The sequence below is a fragment of the Desulfovibrio mangrovi genome, from assembly GCF_026230175.1.
GTDB classification, from domain to species: Bacteria; Desulfobacterota; Desulfovibrionia; order Desulfovibrionales; family Desulfovibrionaceae; genus Halodesulfovibrio; species Halodesulfovibrio mangrovi.
The window spans coordinates 3,227,926-3,244,116 of the sequence record NZ_CP104208.1 but is presented as its reverse complement, the minus strand read 5'-3'; the positions used below and the strand labels follow the sequence as shown (position 1 = coordinate 3,244,116).

At 57.1% G+C, this 16,191-nt stretch carries 18 protein-coding genes; 13 read left to right on the top strand and 5 right to left on the bottom strand.

Annotated elements, in window-relative coordinates:
- The first annotated feature begins 85 nt into the window (after window positions 1-85).
- Window positions 86-1,897 carry a methyl-accepting chemotaxis protein gene (locus N1030_RS14555; RefSeq protein ID WP_265826220.1) on the top strand — a complete coding sequence of 604 codons (1,812 nt, stop codon included), beginning with the start codon at window positions 86-88 and terminating at the stop codon, window positions 1,895-1,897.
- Between the two features lie 78 nt (window positions 1,898-1,975).
- On the opposite strand, the gene N1030_RS14550 is transcribed toward N1030_RS14555, so the two are convergent.
- Complete coding sequence (locus tag N1030_RS14550) at window positions 1,976-3,331, bottom strand: TRAP transporter large permease (protein ID WP_265826219.1); 1,356 nt, start codon at window positions 3,329-3,331, stop codon at window positions 1,976-1,978.
- Window positions 3,332-3,333: 2 nt separating this feature from the next.
- The gene (locus tag N1030_RS14545) at window positions 3,334-3,852 is read right to left on the bottom strand and encodes a TRAP transporter small permease subunit (RefSeq protein ID WP_265826218.1); all 519 of its coding nucleotides are present in this window, start codon (window positions 3,850-3,852) and stop codon (window positions 3,334-3,336) included.
- Between the two features lie 363 nt (window positions 3,853-4,215).
- Here N1030_RS14545 and N1030_RS14540 point away from each other — a divergent pair, with 363 nt between their 5' ends.
- Window positions 4,216-4,485 (top strand): hypothetical protein, encoded by a 270-nt coding sequence (locus tag N1030_RS14540; protein WP_265826217.1) that lies wholly within the window; start codon window positions 4,216-4,218, stop codon window positions 4,483-4,485.
- A 58-nt stretch (window positions 4,486-4,543) separates the two neighbouring features.
- Here N1030_RS14540 and N1030_RS14535 read toward each other — a convergent pair whose 3' ends face one another.
- Window positions 4,544-5,182, bottom strand: a complete 639-nt coding sequence (locus tag N1030_RS14535) for a tetratricopeptide repeat protein (RefSeq protein ID WP_265826216.1) — start codon at window positions 5,180-5,182, stop codon at window positions 4,544-4,546.
- A 124-nt stretch (window positions 5,183-5,306) separates the two neighbouring features.
- On the opposite strand from N1030_RS14535, the gene N1030_RS14530 reads away from it, so the two are divergent.
- The gene (locus tag N1030_RS14530) at window positions 5,307-5,501 is read left to right on the top strand and encodes a ferredoxin (RefSeq protein WP_265826215.1); all 195 of its coding nucleotides are present in this window, start codon (window positions 5,307-5,309) and stop codon (window positions 5,499-5,501) included.
- A gap of 52 nt (window positions 5,502-5,553) precedes the next feature.
- Here the strand turns inward: N1030_RS14530 and N1030_RS14525 are convergent, their stop codons facing one another.
- Complete coding sequence (locus N1030_RS14525) at window positions 5,554-6,684, bottom strand: nickel/cobalt transporter (RefSeq protein ID WP_265826214.1); 1,131 nt, start codon at window positions 6,682-6,684, stop codon at window positions 5,554-5,556.
- Between the two features lie 2 nt (window positions 6,685-6,686).
- Entirely contained in the window at window positions 6,687-7,289 is a 603-nt protein-coding gene (locus N1030_RS14520) for a DUF1007 family protein (protein WP_265826213.1), read from the bottom strand.
- Window positions 7,290-7,515: 226 nt separating this feature from the next.
- On the opposite strand from N1030_RS14520, the gene N1030_RS14515 reads away from it, so the two are divergent.
- From N1030_RS14515 to N1030_RS14470, 10 genes are all read left to right on the top strand, one after another.
- Complete coding sequence (locus N1030_RS14515; protein ID WP_265826212.1) at window positions 7,516-7,800, top strand: DUF2325 domain-containing protein; 285 nt, start codon at window positions 7,516-7,518, stop codon at window positions 7,798-7,800.
- 13 nt (window positions 7,801-7,813) lie between these two features.
- Window positions 7,814-8,146, top strand: coding sequence for a tetratricopeptide repeat protein (locus N1030_RS14510; RefSeq protein WP_265826211.1), 333 nt, complete (start codon window positions 7,814-7,816; stop codon window positions 8,144-8,146).
- Between the two features lie 157 nt (window positions 8,147-8,303).
- On the top strand, window positions 8,304-8,768 hold the full coding sequence (locus tag N1030_RS14505) for a chemotaxis protein CheX (RefSeq protein WP_265826210.1): 465 nt from the start codon (window positions 8,304-8,306) through the stop codon (window positions 8,766-8,768).
- 39 nt (window positions 8,769-8,807) lie between these two features.
- Window positions 8,808-10,442 carry a response regulator gene (locus tag N1030_RS14500; RefSeq protein ID WP_265826209.1) on the top strand — a complete coding sequence of 545 codons (1,635 nt, stop codon included), beginning with the start codon at window positions 8,808-8,810 and terminating at the stop codon, window positions 10,440-10,442.
- Window positions 10,443-10,937: 495 nt separating this feature from the next.
- Window positions 10,938-11,921, top strand: coding sequence for a UDP-N-acetylglucosamine 4,6-dehydratase (inverting) (pseB, locus tag N1030_RS14495; protein WP_265826208.1), 984 nt, complete (start codon window positions 10,938-10,940; stop codon window positions 11,919-11,921).
- A 1-nt stretch (window position 11,922) separates the two neighbouring features.
- Window positions 11,923-13,035 (top strand): UDP-4-amino-4,6-dideoxy-N-acetyl-beta-L-altrosamine transaminase, encoded by a 1,113-nt coding sequence (gene pseC, locus N1030_RS14490; RefSeq protein WP_265826206.1) that lies wholly within the window; start codon window positions 11,923-11,925, stop codon window positions 13,033-13,035.
- A 3-nt stretch (window positions 13,036-13,038) separates the two neighbouring features.
- A complete protein-coding gene (gene pseF, locus N1030_RS14485; RefSeq protein ID WP_338033311.1) occupies window positions 13,039-13,746 on the top strand; it encodes a pseudaminic acid cytidylyltransferase in 708 nt (235 codons plus the stop codon).
- Entirely contained in the window at window positions 13,746-14,750 is a 1,005-nt protein-coding gene (gene pseG / locus N1030_RS14480) for a UDP-2,4-diacetamido-2,4,6-trideoxy-beta-L-altropyranose hydrolase (protein ID WP_265826205.1), read from the top strand. Before pseF ends, pseG begins: the two co-directional genes overlap by 1 nt.
- Window positions 14,747-15,331, top strand: a complete 585-nt coding sequence (locus N1030_RS14475; RefSeq protein ID WP_265826204.1) for a formyltransferase family protein — start codon at window positions 14,747-14,749, stop codon at window positions 15,329-15,331. The genes pseG and N1030_RS14475 overlap by 4 nt, the downstream gene beginning before the upstream one ends.
- 93 nt (window positions 15,332-15,424) lie before the next feature.
- Window positions 15,425-16,138 carry a PIG-L deacetylase family protein gene (locus N1030_RS14470; protein ID WP_265826203.1) on the top strand — a complete coding sequence of 238 codons (714 nt, stop codon included), beginning with the start codon at window positions 15,425-15,427 and terminating at the stop codon, window positions 16,136-16,138.
- Window positions 16,139-16,191 lie beyond the last annotated feature (53 nt).

Here is a 16,191-nt window from a genome sequence, read left to right as displayed (position 1 = left end):
TCGGAAAGGAATAGGGGGCCGGATGGAGAGCTGTTCCAAATGCCACGGGGGGCGTTGGCAGACACATTTATCCAAGGAGGCGACAATGTTCAGAAATATTCCCATAGGCAGCAGAATCATTGCACTGATCATCCTGATGGCTTTGTTCATCAGTGCAACGGTTGCTGTATTCGTACAACTCACAGACAAGGTGGCAAACATAGGCGTGACCGAAACACAAACGGTCATGCTCAAGGACCACAAGGCCAGATTGCAACTGGCAACCCTCACGTTTGTGAGCACCATAAACACAATGATCTCTGCCGCCCCGGAAGACCAACGGGACGACCTCATCCGCAAGGCCACAAACTCCATCCGGTACGAAGCAGATAAGTCCGGCTACTATTTCGTCTACCGCGACACTACGGTAGTCGCCCACGCCGCGAGTCCTGACACTGTCGGACAGGACAAGGGCGCAGCCAAGGATCCCAACGGCGTATTCGTCATCCGCGAACTGGCCCGGGCGGCCCATGACGGTGGCGGCTTTGTCGAATACACCTGGCCCAAGCCGAACATGGGCACGCAACCCAAGATCAGCTACGCCATGATGATTCCCGGCACGGACTACTGGGCAGGTACCGGCGTCTACGTTGACAACGTGGAAGTGGAAAAGCAGCGCATTGCAAACAAGATCGGTGACATTGTCTCCACGTCGACCTACACCACTGTCGCCATTCTCGCCGCCATCATGATCTTCGGTATTCTGCCGCTGAGCATTGCGATGAACCTTTCCATCACGCGCCCCCTGCGCGAGGCTACCGCAGCAGCCAATGCCGTTGCTGAAGGCAACCTCAACGTGCAGATCGCTCCCAAGGGCAAGGATGAAGTGGCGCAACTGCAACTGTCTCTGGGCACCATGGTGAAGACGCTCAAGGCCAACATTGAAGACATGGAAGTCAAGGGCGCAGAGGCCAACAGACAGACAGAGATTGCCCGAGATGCCCTGCGCAAGGCGGAAGAAGCCATGGCCAAGGCCGAACAGGCCACCAAGGAAGGTATGCTCACCGCCGCAGGCCGCCTTGAAGGTGTAGTGGAACGCATCAACACGGCCACTGTGGACCTTTCCAACCGCAGTGATGAAATCCGCGGCGGCACGGACAACCAGATGTCCCGCATCAGTGAAACCGCCACCGCCATGGAAGAAATGAACGCCACCGTGCTGGAAGTGGCGCGTAACGCCAGCGAGGCAGCCGAACAAACCGAAAAGTCGCGGGAAAAGGCACTGCAGGGAGCAGAAATGGTAACCAAGACCGTTTCCGCCATGAACAACCTGCAGACCCTGACCAACGAACTCAAGAGCAACATGCACAAGCTGGGTGAACAGTCGGATGCCATCGGCCACGTGATGAACGTGATCAACGACATTGCCGACCAGACCAACCTGCTGGCCCTGAACGCCGCCATTGAAGCAGCCCGTGCCGGCGAAGCGGGCCGTGGCTTCGCAGTGGTGGCCGACGAGGTGCGCAAGCTGGCTGAAAAGACCATGGGCGCCACCAAGGAAGTGGGCGACAACATCAATTCGATTCAGGGCCTTGCCCGCCTCAACGTGCAGGGCATGGACGAAGCCGTGAACGCCATACACGGGGCATCCGAGCTCTCGCTGGAATCCGGCAAGCTGCTTGAAGAGATTGTGCGCATGGCACAGGAAGCAGCCGGTCAGGTGCAGTCCATTGCCACAGCTTCCGAAGAGCAGTCCGCAGCCTCCGAAGAGATCACCCACAGTGTTGATGAAATCAACATCATCGCGCAGGAAAACGCCCGGCGCGTTGTGGAATCTGACGAAGACATCCGCGAGCTTTCACAGCAGGCAGAGGCGCTCAGCGGCCTCATCGTCACGCTGAAGGAAGACGCGAAGTAGTCCCGACCAGCCTCCTCTGGAAAAACAAAAGCCCCGCAACATCCGTTGCGGGGCTTCATCTTTCAGACAAAACAGCGCCTACCGTGCGGCAGCCATCTGCGGCAGCCACAGCAGCAAGTCGGGGAAGGCGGCGCAGATGCCGAGCACCAGCAACTGGATGAGCACGAACGGAATAATCCCCTTGTAGATATCCAGTGTGGAGACCTGCGGCGGGCAGACCCCCTTCAGGTAGAACAACGAAAACCCGAAAGGCGGCGTAAGGAAGGACGTCTGCAGGTTAAGGGCGAAAATCAGGGCGAGCCAGGTGGGATCGAAGCCGGACTCGATCATGATCGGCGCCAGAACGGGAATCTGAATGAAGGTGATCTCGATGAAGTCGAGGAAGAATCCCATCAGGAAGATGAGGAACATCACGATCGCCAGCACGCCCCACTTGCCGAAGGGCAGCGTCTGCACGAATTCCCGCACCAGGTGGTCGCCGCCGAGCCCGCGGAAAACCAGACCGAACGCTGTGGCGCCGACAAGAATGATGAAGATCATGCTTGTCAGGCGCATGGTGGATTCCATGACTTCCTTGAGCATCTGCCAGCTGAATTTGCCGTTCACGTAGCTGAGAATAAGCGCACCGAATGCGCCCACCCCTGCGGCTTCCGTGGGAGAGGCTATGCCCGCAAAAATGGTACCCAGCACCGCCAGAATGAGGAACAGAGGCGGCAGAAAGGCAGCCATGAGATCTCGCATGCTCGGCATGTCGGGATCAAGGGCGCAGGCGTCATACCCGGGATCCCCGGGCTTGCATTTGGGGGCACAGGTCACGGCAGGAACATTTTCCGGCCAGACCTTGGAATATATCATGATATAGATGATGTAGAACAGAACCAGCATGAAGCCGGGGACAAGCGCACCGATAAAAAGATCACCCACCGGAACGCCGATGATGTCGCCCAGCAGAATGAGAATGATGGAAGGCGGAATGATCTGACCAAGCGTACCGGACGCGGCGATAACACCGGTGGAAAGGGTATTCTTATAGCCACAGCGCATCATGGTGGGCAGGGCAAGCAGCCCCATGGTCACCACGGTGGCGCCCACGATGCCTGTCGATGCCCCCAGCAACGCACCTACCAGCACGACTGAAATGGCCATGCCACCGCGCACGCGTCCGAGCATGGTGCCCATGGACTCGATGAGCTTGGTGGCAATGCCGGAACGCTCCATGGCCATCCCCATAAAGATGAACAGGGGAACGGCAGTGTAGGTAAAGTTGCTCATGACGCCCCATACGCGCAGGGGCATGAGGTTGAAGAAATCCCAGCCGAAACCGATGACGCCAAACACCAGAGACGTGCCCAGCAGTGTGAACGCCACGGGAAAACCAAGCATGAGCATGAAAGTCATGCCGACAAAAAGCCAGCCTGCAAGCGCCTGATCCATTCTTACGCCTCCTCGGGCTCTGCCTTGCCGAGAAGGACAAGCAGATTCTTCAGGAAAAAGGAAACGCCCTGCAGGGCAAGCAGACCAAAGGCCACGGGCAGGCACCCCTTAAGGAACCAGCGGAAGGGCAGACCGCCCGGATCGGGCGATTGCTCGGCCATCATCCAGCTGAATTTGGTGAACATGACCGAGGTCTTGATCACCAGAAAGCAACCGGGGAACAGGAAGATGAGGCAGCCGAGCACATTAATCAATGCGCGGTTTCGCGGGCTGAAGTGCTGGTAGGCCACATCCACGCGCACGTGGCTGTCGTGGCGCAGGGTGTAGGCACCGCCGAAAAGAAACAGCATCGAATACATATGCCACTCCAGCTCGCGCACAGCGGCAAAACTGATGCTGAACACATAGCGCATGGCTACGTCTGCCATAACCAGCAGAACCAGCAGCAATGCCAGTCCCATGGTGGCCTTGCCAATCACTTCCGTGAAGGCATCTATTTTACGGATAATCGCTTGTACCATCGGAAACGAACTCCATACCTTACGTCATGACGGTGCGACACCAAGCCGCACCGGCGGGGCTATCCCAATAGCAGGCCGTCTGCAAACTTACAACAGATTTTACAAATATGTTCTTTTTGTGAAGATTTCAGCAATAATACCGCAACAATAAATGATTCCAGCATAAGGCATGGGCATCCGCACCCGACCGCTGCCGGGAAACAATTACCGCACCCAGCCACACTTACACACAACCTACTTATTTTATGGAATATGTTCGATTTCGCCCGCTTCTTGCTTATTACACAAAGCACGGAAACATCTTCCCGGCAGACTAACGTCTCGGAATGATATCCCAACGGCAACTATTTCATGGAGGCAATCATGCAGGTTACCGGAATTACCCGTACCGATCCCTTCGATAAGCTCGAGGAAATGCTGCGCAAGGGCAATGAAGTCGCCCAGAGAAAGCTTGAAAAGAAAAGCGGCACCGCTCAGGAAATGTCACCCGCAGCCACCCTGCCACCCGAGGCAGCCGACGAAGTGGACATGGCCTACGGCGCAGCCATGTCGCTGCTGGGCAGCGGAAACGAAGGCGGCCTGAGCCAGCACACGCTCGATCCTGAACGCGTTGCCGCCCTGCTGGATATGTAACGGCCGTCCCGTCCATGAAAAACGGCAGCTCATGGCTGCCGTAGGATGATCTGGTTGATCAGGAAAGCTTCAGTTCGGCTTCCATCTTTCTGGCAGCCGGAATGTTGCCGCTCTCTTCCAGCGCGCGGACAAGCAACTGCCCCACACGGACGCGGTCTTTGTCGACCTTTACGGCCTGCTTCAGGTACTTCGCAGCCATACGCGGCTGTTTGACCGCAAGACAGGCCTCGCCCATCATGCGGAACATCGCGTGCTCATCCACGTAGCATTCGACGGCTTCCTGAAAGGCTCCCTCCGCATCCTGCACCTTGCCGGCTTCCAGCAGCTTGCGTCCGTAATTGAGCAACCTGTCGAGCTTCTGCTTGCGCTCCAGCGTCTGCGTATAGCTTTCGCGCTCCTGCTCCATGCGTATGGACTGCAGCAACTGATTGAACACAGCATGCAACTGCTTTTCCACGCCCGGCTTATAGGGAATGCCCTTGGGAAAACGGGAGGAAATCTCCTCTGTCCTGTTAAGCTGGGCAACCATCTCCCGCAGGGCCGAATCCGCAGCAGTCTTGTCCGGCCCCGTGATACCGCGCTGCATGATCTGCAGGGCGTTCACCACGGCTTCCAGCGCACGCATCACGTCGTGACGCTGAAAATACGCCTTCGCCCGCGCAAGATGCTCCTTTGCCATTTTTCCGCCGGAATCCATGCTCTTCACCTTTCAGTACGAACGTCAGTAATTAATCCTTGCCATCATAATCCACACAGGCATAAGCTCCGTACAGAATCATAACCCCCTCTGCACCCTGTACCGGCAAATACTGGAGGAATCCATGGCCAAGATTCTGGTAATTGACCCCAATGAATGCATCGCCTGCGAATCGTGTGTGGAACTTTGCCCCGAAGCGTTCAGGATGTCCAGCGACAACGAGCTTGCAGAAGTCATCGACGCCGAATCCAAAGCAGATTGCGTGGAAGACGCCATCAACACGTGCCCCGTGCAGTGCATCAAATGGGAAGATGCATAGCTGCCCATGTCACAGACAATAAAAAGGCCGCCCTCAGGGGCGGCCTTTTGCGTCAGCACTTCACGGTAAGGAACAGCATCGTCCCGAGCAGGGTTATTCCCAATGCTCCTGCAATGGCAAGCATGCTATACGCAACAGAAAGCAACCTCGGCCCCCTGCCCGCCACATGCACAAGCGCGCTGCGCGAAACAATGCTCAGCACACCAAAGAGCGATGTTGTCAGCCCCATTCCCACGGCCAAAGCCAATACGGCAAACAGCCCGGTCCACGGCAGGCCAAGACTCAGGGCGAAGGCCAGCACCAGTGCCGCCCCCGGACAGGGCACCAGCCCCGCCAGCAACGAAACGGCTGCAATGCCACCGTATCCCGCCTGCGGTGCGGAAGCGTAGCAAACCCTCGCAGCCTGCCGGCCGGATACGGTTTCATACACTGCATGCACCAGCATGATCAATCCGATTGCCGCCACAAGGCCGTAGCTCACATGCTGCAGCACGCCTCTGGCCTCATCGAATCCCTGCGAATCAGGACGCCCCATGAGCCATTGCAAAACGAACACAAGCACCACGGCCGAAAACGCATGAACGAACGAAAGCAGGTGTCCCATGGCAAAGCCGCGGGCCACGCTGCCGCGCTTCCCCAGAAAATAGGAAAAGACCACTGCCTTGCCGTGCCCGGGACCAAGGGCGTGCACCACGCCGTAAAAAAAGGAAAGTCCCATGAACAGCCAGAAGGATTCTCCGCCCGGATTGTCGGCAATATCCCTGCCCAGTTCGGACAATTTCTGACGCAATTCCTTCTGCACGGCGGTAATGGTTCGCAACATGCGGGTGTACGGCATGGCGAAAAACCCAGCATCACGAGCAGGAGCCTCGCCCCCGGACAACTCCGCAGACGATGACGGCACAGCAGGCACTGCGCCATGAGGAGAAACCGGCTGTATGCTCCCGGCCTGTGGCGGCATGGCCGTGGCATTCGCATGCACCCGCGCTACGCCCCCTTGCTCCGCAGACGCCTCAGCGCCTCTGGCGCGAGCACCTTTGGTGAAAGGGTTCGCCTCAGCCGCAGTCACAAAGCCCAAACCTCCGGCGGTACTGCCGTCAACAGCGGGGGCCACCGGAAATACCAGCATCAGCAGCGCCACGCAGGCCGCTGCACAATAAAACGTCAATCGCTGTATACGCATGATCAGAACTGCACCTTGGCCGCCAGCGGGATGATCTGACCGTCATAGAAGGCCAGATCAGGAGCGTCGACCAGCGAGAAGGAGGCCCCGTCCGGACGACCGGAAAGGCGGATGTTCTCTTCGCTGACCTGAAAATCCGTGTAGTAGGAAGGATCGAATACGGCCACCAACACATCGGCTCCATTCGGCACACTCAGAGGAGCGTGGAATGAATACTCCAACTGGCCGTTCTCGAAAGTCGCCACGAAATCGCGAATGGCCGGAATGAACACGGGCTGGCCGTTCACGGCCACATGGGTAAAGAAACGCTCTTCGGCCAGAAACACGGCAATATCATCGCGCTGCGTTGCCCATTCCTCCGCCGTCAGTTTGCCGTCCCCGTTTACATCAAGATCCATCAGATACTGCGTGCTGGCCATGGCATCAAAGGTCCAGCGAACATTCAACCCCGCAAGACCGTCTTCTCCAAAAACAAAATCCACGGTCGCATCCACAAAGACATGGGGATGCGCAGCCGCCTTTGGCACCACGCCCGGCAACACAAGACAGGCACATGCAAGCAATACGGACCAGAACCGCATATGCAGTTTCAACCGTCTGAACATCAAAATATCTCCGTATACCGAAGCATTATGTCGCACAACGCGACCAAACCGCCTTACAGACGTGTCCGGGGCGTCGCCGATCGCTTCCGCTACCTAACAGGAGTCGGCTCCGGAGCAAAGCAGGCTTTTATGGTTGACAATGAAATTCATTATCAAGTAAGAGCATTCATAACGAGGAGGCGAAAAGCTATCTGCCCCTTTCACCCTCAAAACATCAGGATTCACTATGTGCGCGACACTCATAGGCGGCATGGACAGACTCAGGCGGGATTATATCAATGCCGCAAAGGCACGCGGAATCGACCTGAAGGTGTTCACAGGCAAGGAGAACCAGATATCCAGTCAGATGGGCTACCCCGATCTGGTTATCGTATTCACCAGCAAGGTGTCGCACGCCGCCCGCAAGGAAGTGCTCAGCTACGCGAAATCCCGGAACATCCCCGTGCGCATGGTGCACTCATGCGGGGTTTCCACATTACGCAACAGCCTCAACCCGGAACAACAACACTAAAAGGAGACAGACTATGTGCGCAGCCAAGGAGATTGGAGCTCTCAACACGCAAGGCATGCAGGCCATGGGCCGTGGAGATTACATGAATGCCGAATTCATGCTGCATCAGGCCCTTCGCAAGGCCACGGCATTGGGAGCGGAGGGATACACCGCCAAGATACAGAACAATCTTGCCCTCATTCTTGCGGCACAGGGCAAGCACCCTGAAGCGGCCAGACTGTTCCGCGCGGCGCTGGATGTGCTTGAACGAAAAACCGGCGGCAACAACCGGCTCTGCGAGTCCATCCGGAATAATATCGAAGCGGTAGGAGATGCCGCGTCCGCATCACCCCGCCTGGCCGCGTAGGAGTCCCCGGCAACGGGCACAGGCAAACAATAATTCACTTTACGGGCTCAGGCATCTACAGTACGATTTATGTATTATCTCAGAAAGAATGTTGCGTGATATTTAGCCGAGATACAGCAACAAGTTACTACTGTCAGGAATGCAAGGAGTCCTCCAGATGAGCACCGGAATCGAGGTCGCAAAGCCCTTTATCAGCGCCACCGTCAATGTTCTTTCCACCATGGCAGGTATCAATCCCGTCCCCGGAAAGCCCTATGTGAAAAAGAATACGGTAGCTCAGGGCGATGTTTCCGCCGTTATCGGCATTACAGGCTACAAGAACGGAAGCATCTCGGTCACCTTTACCAAGAAGTGCGCCATCGCCCTTGTCAAAGCCATGCTCGGCGACGACATTCAGGACCTTATTCAAGACACCAAGGATGCCGTGGGCGAAGTCACCAACATGATTTCCGGGCAGGCCCGTGCCGGCCTTGCCGAAATGGGCATGGTCTTTCAGGGGGCCACTCCTTCCGTCATCATGGGTGACAACCATTCCATCACACACGTGACCAAAAGCCCGATAATGGCCATCCCCTTCTCCACTGCCAACGGGGACTTTACCGTAGAGTTCTGCTTCGAATAACCCGTCGCCGGAGATAGGCTGCTCTCAAGGGAGGCCCGCATGTCCTTTGCAGAATCTTTCCGCGCCCTCGATTTTCTGGAACAGGCTCAGGCCCTGCACAAGCTGCAGACCGAACCTTCCGGAGAAGCCCTTGCCGCCCTCATGCCCCTGTTTCAGGAGCCCACGGGCGACACGGCCGCTGACACCATGGTGCGCAATTCCATCCGCACCCTGCTGCAGAAGGCCCCAGAGAGCATAATCAGCGGTCTGGAGCACCCGCATCTCCCATTTGCCGCACTATGCAGGGACCTTGCAGGCGAGATGCAGCTGGATGAGGCAGCTCCGGTGCTGGTCAACCAGCTCTCCAAGACATCGGATTCGGCCTCACTGCACGAGACCCTGACCGCCCTCGGCCGCATCGGGGCTCTGGAAGCCATTCCCGTCTTCCGCGACCACATGCGCAACGCAGACCCCGTGGTCTCATCCCTGTGCATACAGTATCTGGGCATGCTCGGAGATACGGGGAGCATTCCCGCACTCTCGGACATCGTTGCGGCCAATGAAACCGAAGAACGCTACGCCGTTTGCGACATCACCACCTGGGCCGCCATCGAAGGTCTCGGACGCATCGGCGCATCCGCGCACGCGCCTGCCCTTAGCGAACTGGCGCGGTTCATACACCACCGCAACCCCGAAGCCAGACGAATCGTTCAGGAAACCTTTGTCCAGTGCGGTGTAACAGCCATTCCGCATGTAAGCCCGGCGTTGCTCGATTCCGACAAGGACTGCCGCATCATGGCGGCCAATGCCCTGCGCGACATCGCGCACAAGGCCTCGGCCGAACCGCTCATCAACGCGCTGGAACAGGGCGCAGCCTCCGACCCCAACGTGGGCTTTGCCATCTATGAAGCGCTGGGGCGTACCCCGGGCGTAAAAAGCCTTGTGGCACTTACCGATGCCCTGCCGATAGAACAGGAACCGACCACCCTGCTGGCCGTGGTGCACGCACTGGAATCCCTTACCTCGGCAGTCGTGGGGAAACGCTTTCTCGAAATCATCACCGACCGCATGGCCGCGCGAGATCAACAGGCTCAACGCATTCTGCAGGCCGTCATGGAAGCGCATGCCGTCAAACTTTTCCCGCATCTCTACGCAGACCCCGTAGCGGGCCGCATTCTCGTCAGCCTTATTCTCAAAAGCAAAAACACGGAGACCATGCAGGTCTTTCTTGATGCCCTTGCACAATGCCAAGGAGAACTGGCCCGTAAAGACGAGGCCGCCATCCGCATGGGCATGCCCCGGGATGAAGCAGACAGGCCAAAGTTGCTCGCCATTGACGACTCCACGGCCATGCGCAACTTCTACCGCACCCATGGTGCCATCATAGGCTTTGACGTCACCCTCGCTGAACACGGACGCGATGCGCTGGATATCGTGGAGGCGCTTAATGGCACCTTCGACGTTATCGTCGTGGACATGAACATGCCCGTCATGGACGGTATTCAGTTCACGGAAAAACTCCGCGCCATGCCCCTGTACGCCACCACCCCCGTGCTGATGGCCACCACGGAATCCGGCAGATCACAGGCAACTCTTGCCCGCAAAAGCGGCGTGTCGTCCTTCCTACCAAAGCCCTTCACGCCGGAGATGCTCCAGAACAGGCTGGGCAAACTGCTCGAACGCGCCAAACGATAGGCAACCATCCTCACCGCGCCATGCGCATGCCGGGCCGAGCGGCTCGTCTTTTGTCGTGGATAAACATCAGGGCAATAATCTCCGCCCTCAGGCAGACCGGTACGCCAGCATTGTTTCCATCAAGCAGAGAGCGGGCTTCAGCCAACCAAATGGACGGACACGTGAGCCACAGGGCTCACCTTCCTGATGCATTGGTTGCTCTCCTGCCTCCACTCGTAACGCCTGACGAGCAGAAAACGGCAATACTCGAATGCCCTCAAGTTATGGCAGCTATGGACTTTTTGGATAACCTGCCTCAGGGTAACCATACTGCACATGACGACAGAGGAATGCACGTTTCCGCAGATTGAGGGCAAGGAACCGTTGCGCCATCCCCGCACCATCCTTGCTGAACCGGCGGCCCAAAGGGCGCGTATGACACGTGAGGCGTGCAGCGAGCGTCTGTCAGACCACAGAGTTTTTTTGAAGATACAGGGCGTACAAGAGGACGTTTACATGTTTGATGGAAAAACCATCCTCATTACAGGTGGTACCGGGTCTTTCGGCAAGAAGTGCGTGGAGCTTGTTTTGCAATCATACAAGCCCAACCGCCTGATTGTGTTCAGCCGCGACGAGCTGAAGCAGTTTGAGATGGCTCAGCGGTTCTCTCCCGAAACGTATCGTTGCATGCGCTACTTCATTGGCGACGTACGGGACAAGGAACGCTTATACCGGGCCTTTCGCGGTGTTGACTATGTCATACACGCAGCCGCGCTCAAGCAGGTGCCCGCAGCCGAATACAACCCCACGGAATGCATACGCACCAACATTTACGGTGCAGAGAACATCGTCAACGCCGCCGCAGACCTTGGCGTGCAAAAGGTTGTGGCCCTTTCCACAGACAAGGCTGTTGCGCCGGTCAATCTCTACGGTGCCACCAAGCTGTGTTCCGACAAGCTCTTTGTGGCTGCCAACGCCTTCACAGGATGCGACACCGTCTACTCTGTCGTGCGTTACGGAAACGTCATGGGGTCACGCGGTTCGGTCATTCCGTTTTTCATACAGAGACGTGATGAGGGCGGCCCCCTGTCCATCACGGACAACCGCATGACGCGCTTCTGGATCACCCTCGAAGAAAGCGTCAGAATGGTGCTGAACGCCTTTGAACAGGCCGGAGGCGGAGAAGTCTTTGTTCCCAAAATTCCCAGCATGCGCATTACCGACCTTGCCGAAGCCATCGCCCCCGGAATGGAAACGGTCCAAGTGGGCATACGCCCCGGTGAAAAGCTGCATGAAACCATGATTACCGCCGAAGACAGCAGACATACCATCGATATCGGCGATTACTACGTCATCAAGCCGGAAACGTTCCGCTACCGGGGACCGGAAGGTACGCCCGTTGCCGATGGCTTTGAGTACAATTCCAGCACGAACGAAACATGGCTTTCAGCGCCGGAACTCAGGACAATCCTGCGCAAGCAAGGCTTTGACGTGCAATAATATGAATACGTTCCTGCCATACGGTCACCAGATGATCGACGACGAGGACATCGCAGCCGTTGTGCAGGCGCTGCGCTCTGACTTTCTGACCACCGGTCCGGCGGTGGAACTCTTTGAATCTGACATATGTGCATACACCGGCACGGCTCACGGCTTGGCCGTCTCCAGCGGAACCGCGGCTCTGCACGCGGCCATGCATGCCTTGGGCATCAAGGAAGGGGATGAAGTCATTGTTCCCGCCATCACCTTTGCCGCCACGTCCAATGCTGTTCTCTACTGCGGCGGAAATACCGTATTCGCAGATGTGGAGGCAGACACCCTTCTCATTGACCCGCAGGCAGTGGAAGCAGCCATTACCCCCCGCACCAAGGCCATCATAGGCGTGGATTACGCCGGTCAGCCCTGCAACTGGGATGCGCTGCGCCGCATTGCTGACAGGCACGGACTGGCGCTTGTGGCGGACGCCTGCCACGCCATAGGCGGCGAATACAACGGCCGCAAGGTGGGCACGCTGGCAGATGTGACCGTTTTCAGCTTCCATCCGGTGAAGCACATCACCACGGGCGAAGGCGGCATGGCTGTCACCAACGATGCAGCCCTTGCTGCACGCATGCGGGCCTTCAGAGGGCACGGCATCACCACCACGGCGGCAGAACGCGAGAAGATGGGCGGCTGGTATTATGAAATGGTTGAGCTGGGGTACAACTATCGGATCACCGACTTTCAATGCGCCCTTGGCAGCAGCCAGCTCAAGAAACTTGATGGCTGGATAGAAATACGAAACGCTCTCGCCACCCTGTATGATGCAGCCTTTGCGGGCACGGCAGTTGCTCCTCTGGCCCGCCGCGATGGAGTTCGGCATGCATATCACCTGTATGTGGTGCGCACGCCTGAACGGGATGCCGTTTTCAAACGGATGCGCGACGCGCAGATTGGCGTCAACGTCCACTACATCCCGGTCTACCTGCATCCGTACTACCGGGAGCTGGGCTATGCGAAAGGCCTTTGCCCGGTGGCGGAGGCTGCGTATGCGGAGATTCTGACCCTGCCCATGTGGGCAGGAATGCAACGTGACGAAATAGAACGGGTAGTGCAGCTTCTTGAGAGACAATAAACGATGACGCAGAACGCCCTTTGCATTGTTATGGCCCGTGGCGGGTCAAAGCGTGTGCCGCGCAAGAACATCCGGCCCTTTTGCGGACGCCCGATGGTCGAATGGCCCATAAGGGCGGCTCTGGAGTCAGGCGTTTTTTCCTCTGTGATCATGTCCACTGAGGATGCAGAGATCGCCAGGGTGGCAGAAGCGTGCGGCGCTTCAATCCCCTTTCTGCGTCCGGCGCACCTGGCCGATGACTTTTCCACAACGGCAGACGTGTTGCTTCACGCCTTGCAGCGCCTGCGGCAGAGCAGCGGAACGCTGCCGCAATACTGCTGCTGTCTGTACGGCACTTCGGCGCTTGTAACGCCACAGTTTCTCCGGAAGGGGCTGGAGCAACTGTCAACCAGACGCTGTGAACTGGTCATGGCTGTTGCAGAGTATGCCCACCCCATAGAACGTTCGCTGCAATTCAGCGATGACGGCACAGTCTTTTATCGCCAACCCGAGTTTGTTTCTGTCCGCACACAGGACATCAAGCCGTCATACCATGATCTCGGACTCTTCTACTGGTTCTCCACGGAGGCCTTCCTGCGCGAAGGCGGCACCAGCTTTCTTCCCTTGAGCAAGAGCGCCATCGTTGTGCCACGATCCGTTGCCGTGGATATTGATACGGAAGAGGATTGGGCCTTTGCCGAATTAGTCGCAAGATCCCAAGGGCTGTGCTGATGCGGTTGATCATCCGCGCCGACGCACCCCCGCACATGGGAGCCGGACATGTCATGCGGTGCATGGCACTGGCTCTGGCCGCCAAGGCCCAAGGCCTTGATGTCTGCATGGCCTGTCGCATCGACATCCGCTGGTTGCGGGAACGGCTTTCAAAGGAAAACCTCGAAGTCGTATTTCTGGACGGACAGCCTCACGGAAAAGAAGATCCTGAAACACTCCTTCAGCATCTGGCACTATCCGCACAGGGCGTGGAGGCGAGCCGTTGCCGGGTGGTGCTGGACGGCTACCACTTTGACCACGCCTGTCAGCAGGCGGTCTGCAATGCCGGATACAAGCTGCTGGTCATTGACGACTACAACCATTTGCCCGAATACCATTGCGACATACTGCTGAACCAGAACCTTGGCGCAGAAGACTACGCCTACAAGGGGAATATCGGGCAGAAACTTCTCGGCCTACGCTACCTCCTCTTGCGTCCCGAATTTGCCGCTGCCCGTGCAAAGGCAGACGCAAGAGAATTGCCGGAAACCCCGCAGAAGATATTGCTCACGCTTGGGGGCGGCGATTTTTCGGAACACTTGCGTGAACTGGTGCCATGCTTAGGTGTACCAGAGATGCAGGGGCGCACATTACGGGTAATTACCGGAGCCATGCCGGCAGAAACCATTCGGGCCAGCCTGCGCGACTGCCCTGCCGATATTGAGCTGTTGCAGAATGTGGAAGATATACCCGCCCTGCTGCTGGATACGGACCTGTGCATATCGGCAGGAGGCAGCACCTGTTGGGAGCTGTGCTGCCTGCGGGTGCCTTTTCTGACTGTCGAGGTGGCCGACAACCAGAAGGGGATTGTTGCAAAGCTGGCCGAAAGCACTCTGGCTCCGCGCTTTTCCAGAGAGGCATTCGGCCGGATGCTGCAATCAAACAATCATGAAAGACGCAAGGCAATGGCTGCGCAGGTAGGCTGCGCAGGTGCGCAAGCAGTTCTTGAGGTGTTGGGAACGTGAAAATCCTTTTCTTAGGCCCCCCTTGCCCTGCAATTGAGAACGCACTTGCAGAGCTGAAGCATGAAGTCCTTCAAACGGAAGGGGGCTTCACTGTTTCGTGGCTGCAAGCCAACGCTATTGAGTTCGGAATAAGCTATCGATACAAACGGATTATCAAGAAAAACGCGATAGACTTTTTTCAAGGCAGGCTCATCAATCTTCACATTTCGTACCTGCCCTGGAACAGAGGATACGATCCGAATCTATGGTCATATCTTGAGGAAACGCCAAGGGGCGTTACCATACATCGAATTGATGAAGGCATTGATACCGGCGACATTCTTTTACAGAAACAGGTCGAAATCGATACCACGAAAGACACGCTGGCAACATCCTACGACAAGCTTTCGCGCGAGATGGAACGCCTGTTCATCGAGAATGTCGGAGATTTGCTGGATGGCGGCATTGAGGCAAGGCCACAGAGGGGAGCGGGCTCTTTCCACCTCGCCAAGGACAAGACTCCCTTCATGGAGTTGCTGAAGGAAAAGGGCTGGGATACTCCCGTATCAGCCCTGCTGGGACGTGCAAGAAAGACACGCTAGCTGGCGTCGTTGAACCTCGATACGATTAAGACCACTCGACTTCTCAGGCGCATAAGAGACGTAACGCACAGGATAAACGCAGGTGGGTGATTCATGACGACATGGCAGAATGTGATGGTAATTGCCGCCCATCCGGATGACGAGATCCTCGGATGCGGGGGCACCATGGCGCGCCTTGCGGCTCAAGGGACGCGGGTTTCCGTGCTGCTGTTGGGAGAAGGCCCGCTTGCCCGCATAGCATCCGAGCAAGGCCCATTGGCGGACCGTGAAAGAGAGCGCGCCTTTGCCAGTGCCCGCACCGCCGGAGACATCCTTGGCATCTCTCAGGTTATCACCCCTGCCGACAGAGGCTTTTCAGGATTTCCGGACAATCGCTTTGACAGCCTCCCCCTCATCGAACTTGTCAAATACATTGAAGAAATAGGTAATGAGATCAGACCGGATACAGTATTCACCCACCATTTCGGCGATCTGAACATTGACCACAGGCTGACGCACCATGCTGTGCTGACGGCGTTCCGCCCTCTTCCGGGGGCCTATGTGAAGAATATTATGGCCTTCGAGGTTCCATCCAGCACGGAATACTCCGGAAGCAGCATACATTCCCCCTTCGTGCCCAACCTGTTTGTTGATATCTCTGGCACGCTGGAAGCAAAAATGAATGCGCTGCACGCCTATGAAACAGAGATGCGCCCGTTTCCGCACCCCAGAAGCCATGAGGGAGTGCACCATCTGGCAAAGCTGCGCGGAGCACAGTCCGGTTGCAACGCGGCAGAGGGATTCATGCTGTGCAGGGGGATGGTATAGTGCCACACAACTTTGTTCTGGCAGCATCAAGGCCGTGGCTTTCATCCATGGCG

What these genes read in the sequence shown, in the direction of transcription:
- N1030_RS14540 (WP_265826217.1), top strand. Translation starts at nt 4,216, where the DNA reads ATGCAGGTTACCGGAATTACCCGTACCGATCCCTTCGATAAGCTCGAG.
- N1030_RS14535 (WP_265826216.1), bottom strand. Translation starts at nt 5,182, where the DNA reads ATGGATTCCGGCGGAAAAATGGCAAAGGAGCATCTTGCGCGGGCGAAG.
- N1030_RS14520 (WP_265826213.1), bottom strand. Translation starts at nt 7,289, where the DNA reads ATGTTCAGACGGTTGAAACTGCATATGCGGTTCTGGTCCGTATTGCTT.
- N1030_RS14555 (WP_265826220.1), top strand. Translation starts at nt 86, where the DNA reads ATGTTCAGAAATATTCCCATAGGCAGCAGAATCATTGCACTGATCATC.
- pseF (WP_338033311.1), top strand. Translation starts at nt 13,039, where the DNA reads ATGACGCAGAACGCCCTTTGCATTGTTATGGCCCGTGGCGGGTCAAAG.
- N1030_RS14510 (WP_265826211.1), top strand. Translation starts at nt 7,814, where the DNA reads ATGTGCGCAGCCAAGGAGATTGGAGCTCTCAACACGCAAGGCATGCAG.
- N1030_RS14530 (WP_265826215.1), top strand. Translation starts at nt 5,307, where the DNA reads ATGGCCAAGATTCTGGTAATTGACCCCAATGAATGCATCGCCTGCGAA.
- pseG (WP_265826205.1), top strand. Translation starts at nt 13,746, where the DNA reads ATGCGGTTGATCATCCGCGCCGACGCACCCCCGCACATGGGAGCCGGA.
- N1030_RS14500 (WP_265826209.1), top strand. Translation starts at nt 8,808, where the DNA reads ATGTCCTTTGCAGAATCTTTCCGCGCCCTCGATTTTCTGGAACAGGCT.
- N1030_RS14545 (WP_265826218.1), bottom strand. Translation starts at nt 3,852, where the DNA reads ATGGTACAAGCGATTATCCGTAAAATAGATGCCTTCACGGAAGTGATT.
- N1030_RS14505 (WP_265826210.1), top strand. Translation starts at nt 8,304, where the DNA reads ATGAGCACCGGAATCGAGGTCGCAAAGCCCTTTATCAGCGCCACCGTC.
- N1030_RS14515 (WP_265826212.1), top strand. Translation starts at nt 7,516, where the DNA reads ATGTGCGCGACACTCATAGGCGGCATGGACAGACTCAGGCGGGATTAT.
- pseB (WP_265826208.1), top strand. Translation starts at nt 10,938, where the DNA reads ATGTTTGATGGAAAAACCATCCTCATTACAGGTGGTACCGGGTCTTTC.
- N1030_RS14550 (WP_265826219.1), bottom strand. Translation starts at nt 3,331, where the DNA reads ATGGATCAGGCGCTTGCAGGCTGGCTTTTTGTCGGCATGACTTTCATG.
- pseC (WP_265826206.1), top strand. Translation starts at nt 11,923, where the DNA reads ATGAATACGTTCCTGCCATACGGTCACCAGATGATCGACGACGAGGAC.
- N1030_RS14525 (WP_265826214.1), bottom strand. Translation starts at nt 6,684, where the DNA reads ATGCGTATACAGCGATTGACGTTTTATTGTGCAGCGGCCTGCGTGGCG.
- N1030_RS14470 (WP_265826203.1), top strand. Translation starts at nt 15,425, where the DNA reads ATGACGACATGGCAGAATGTGATGGTAATTGCCGCCCATCCGGATGAC.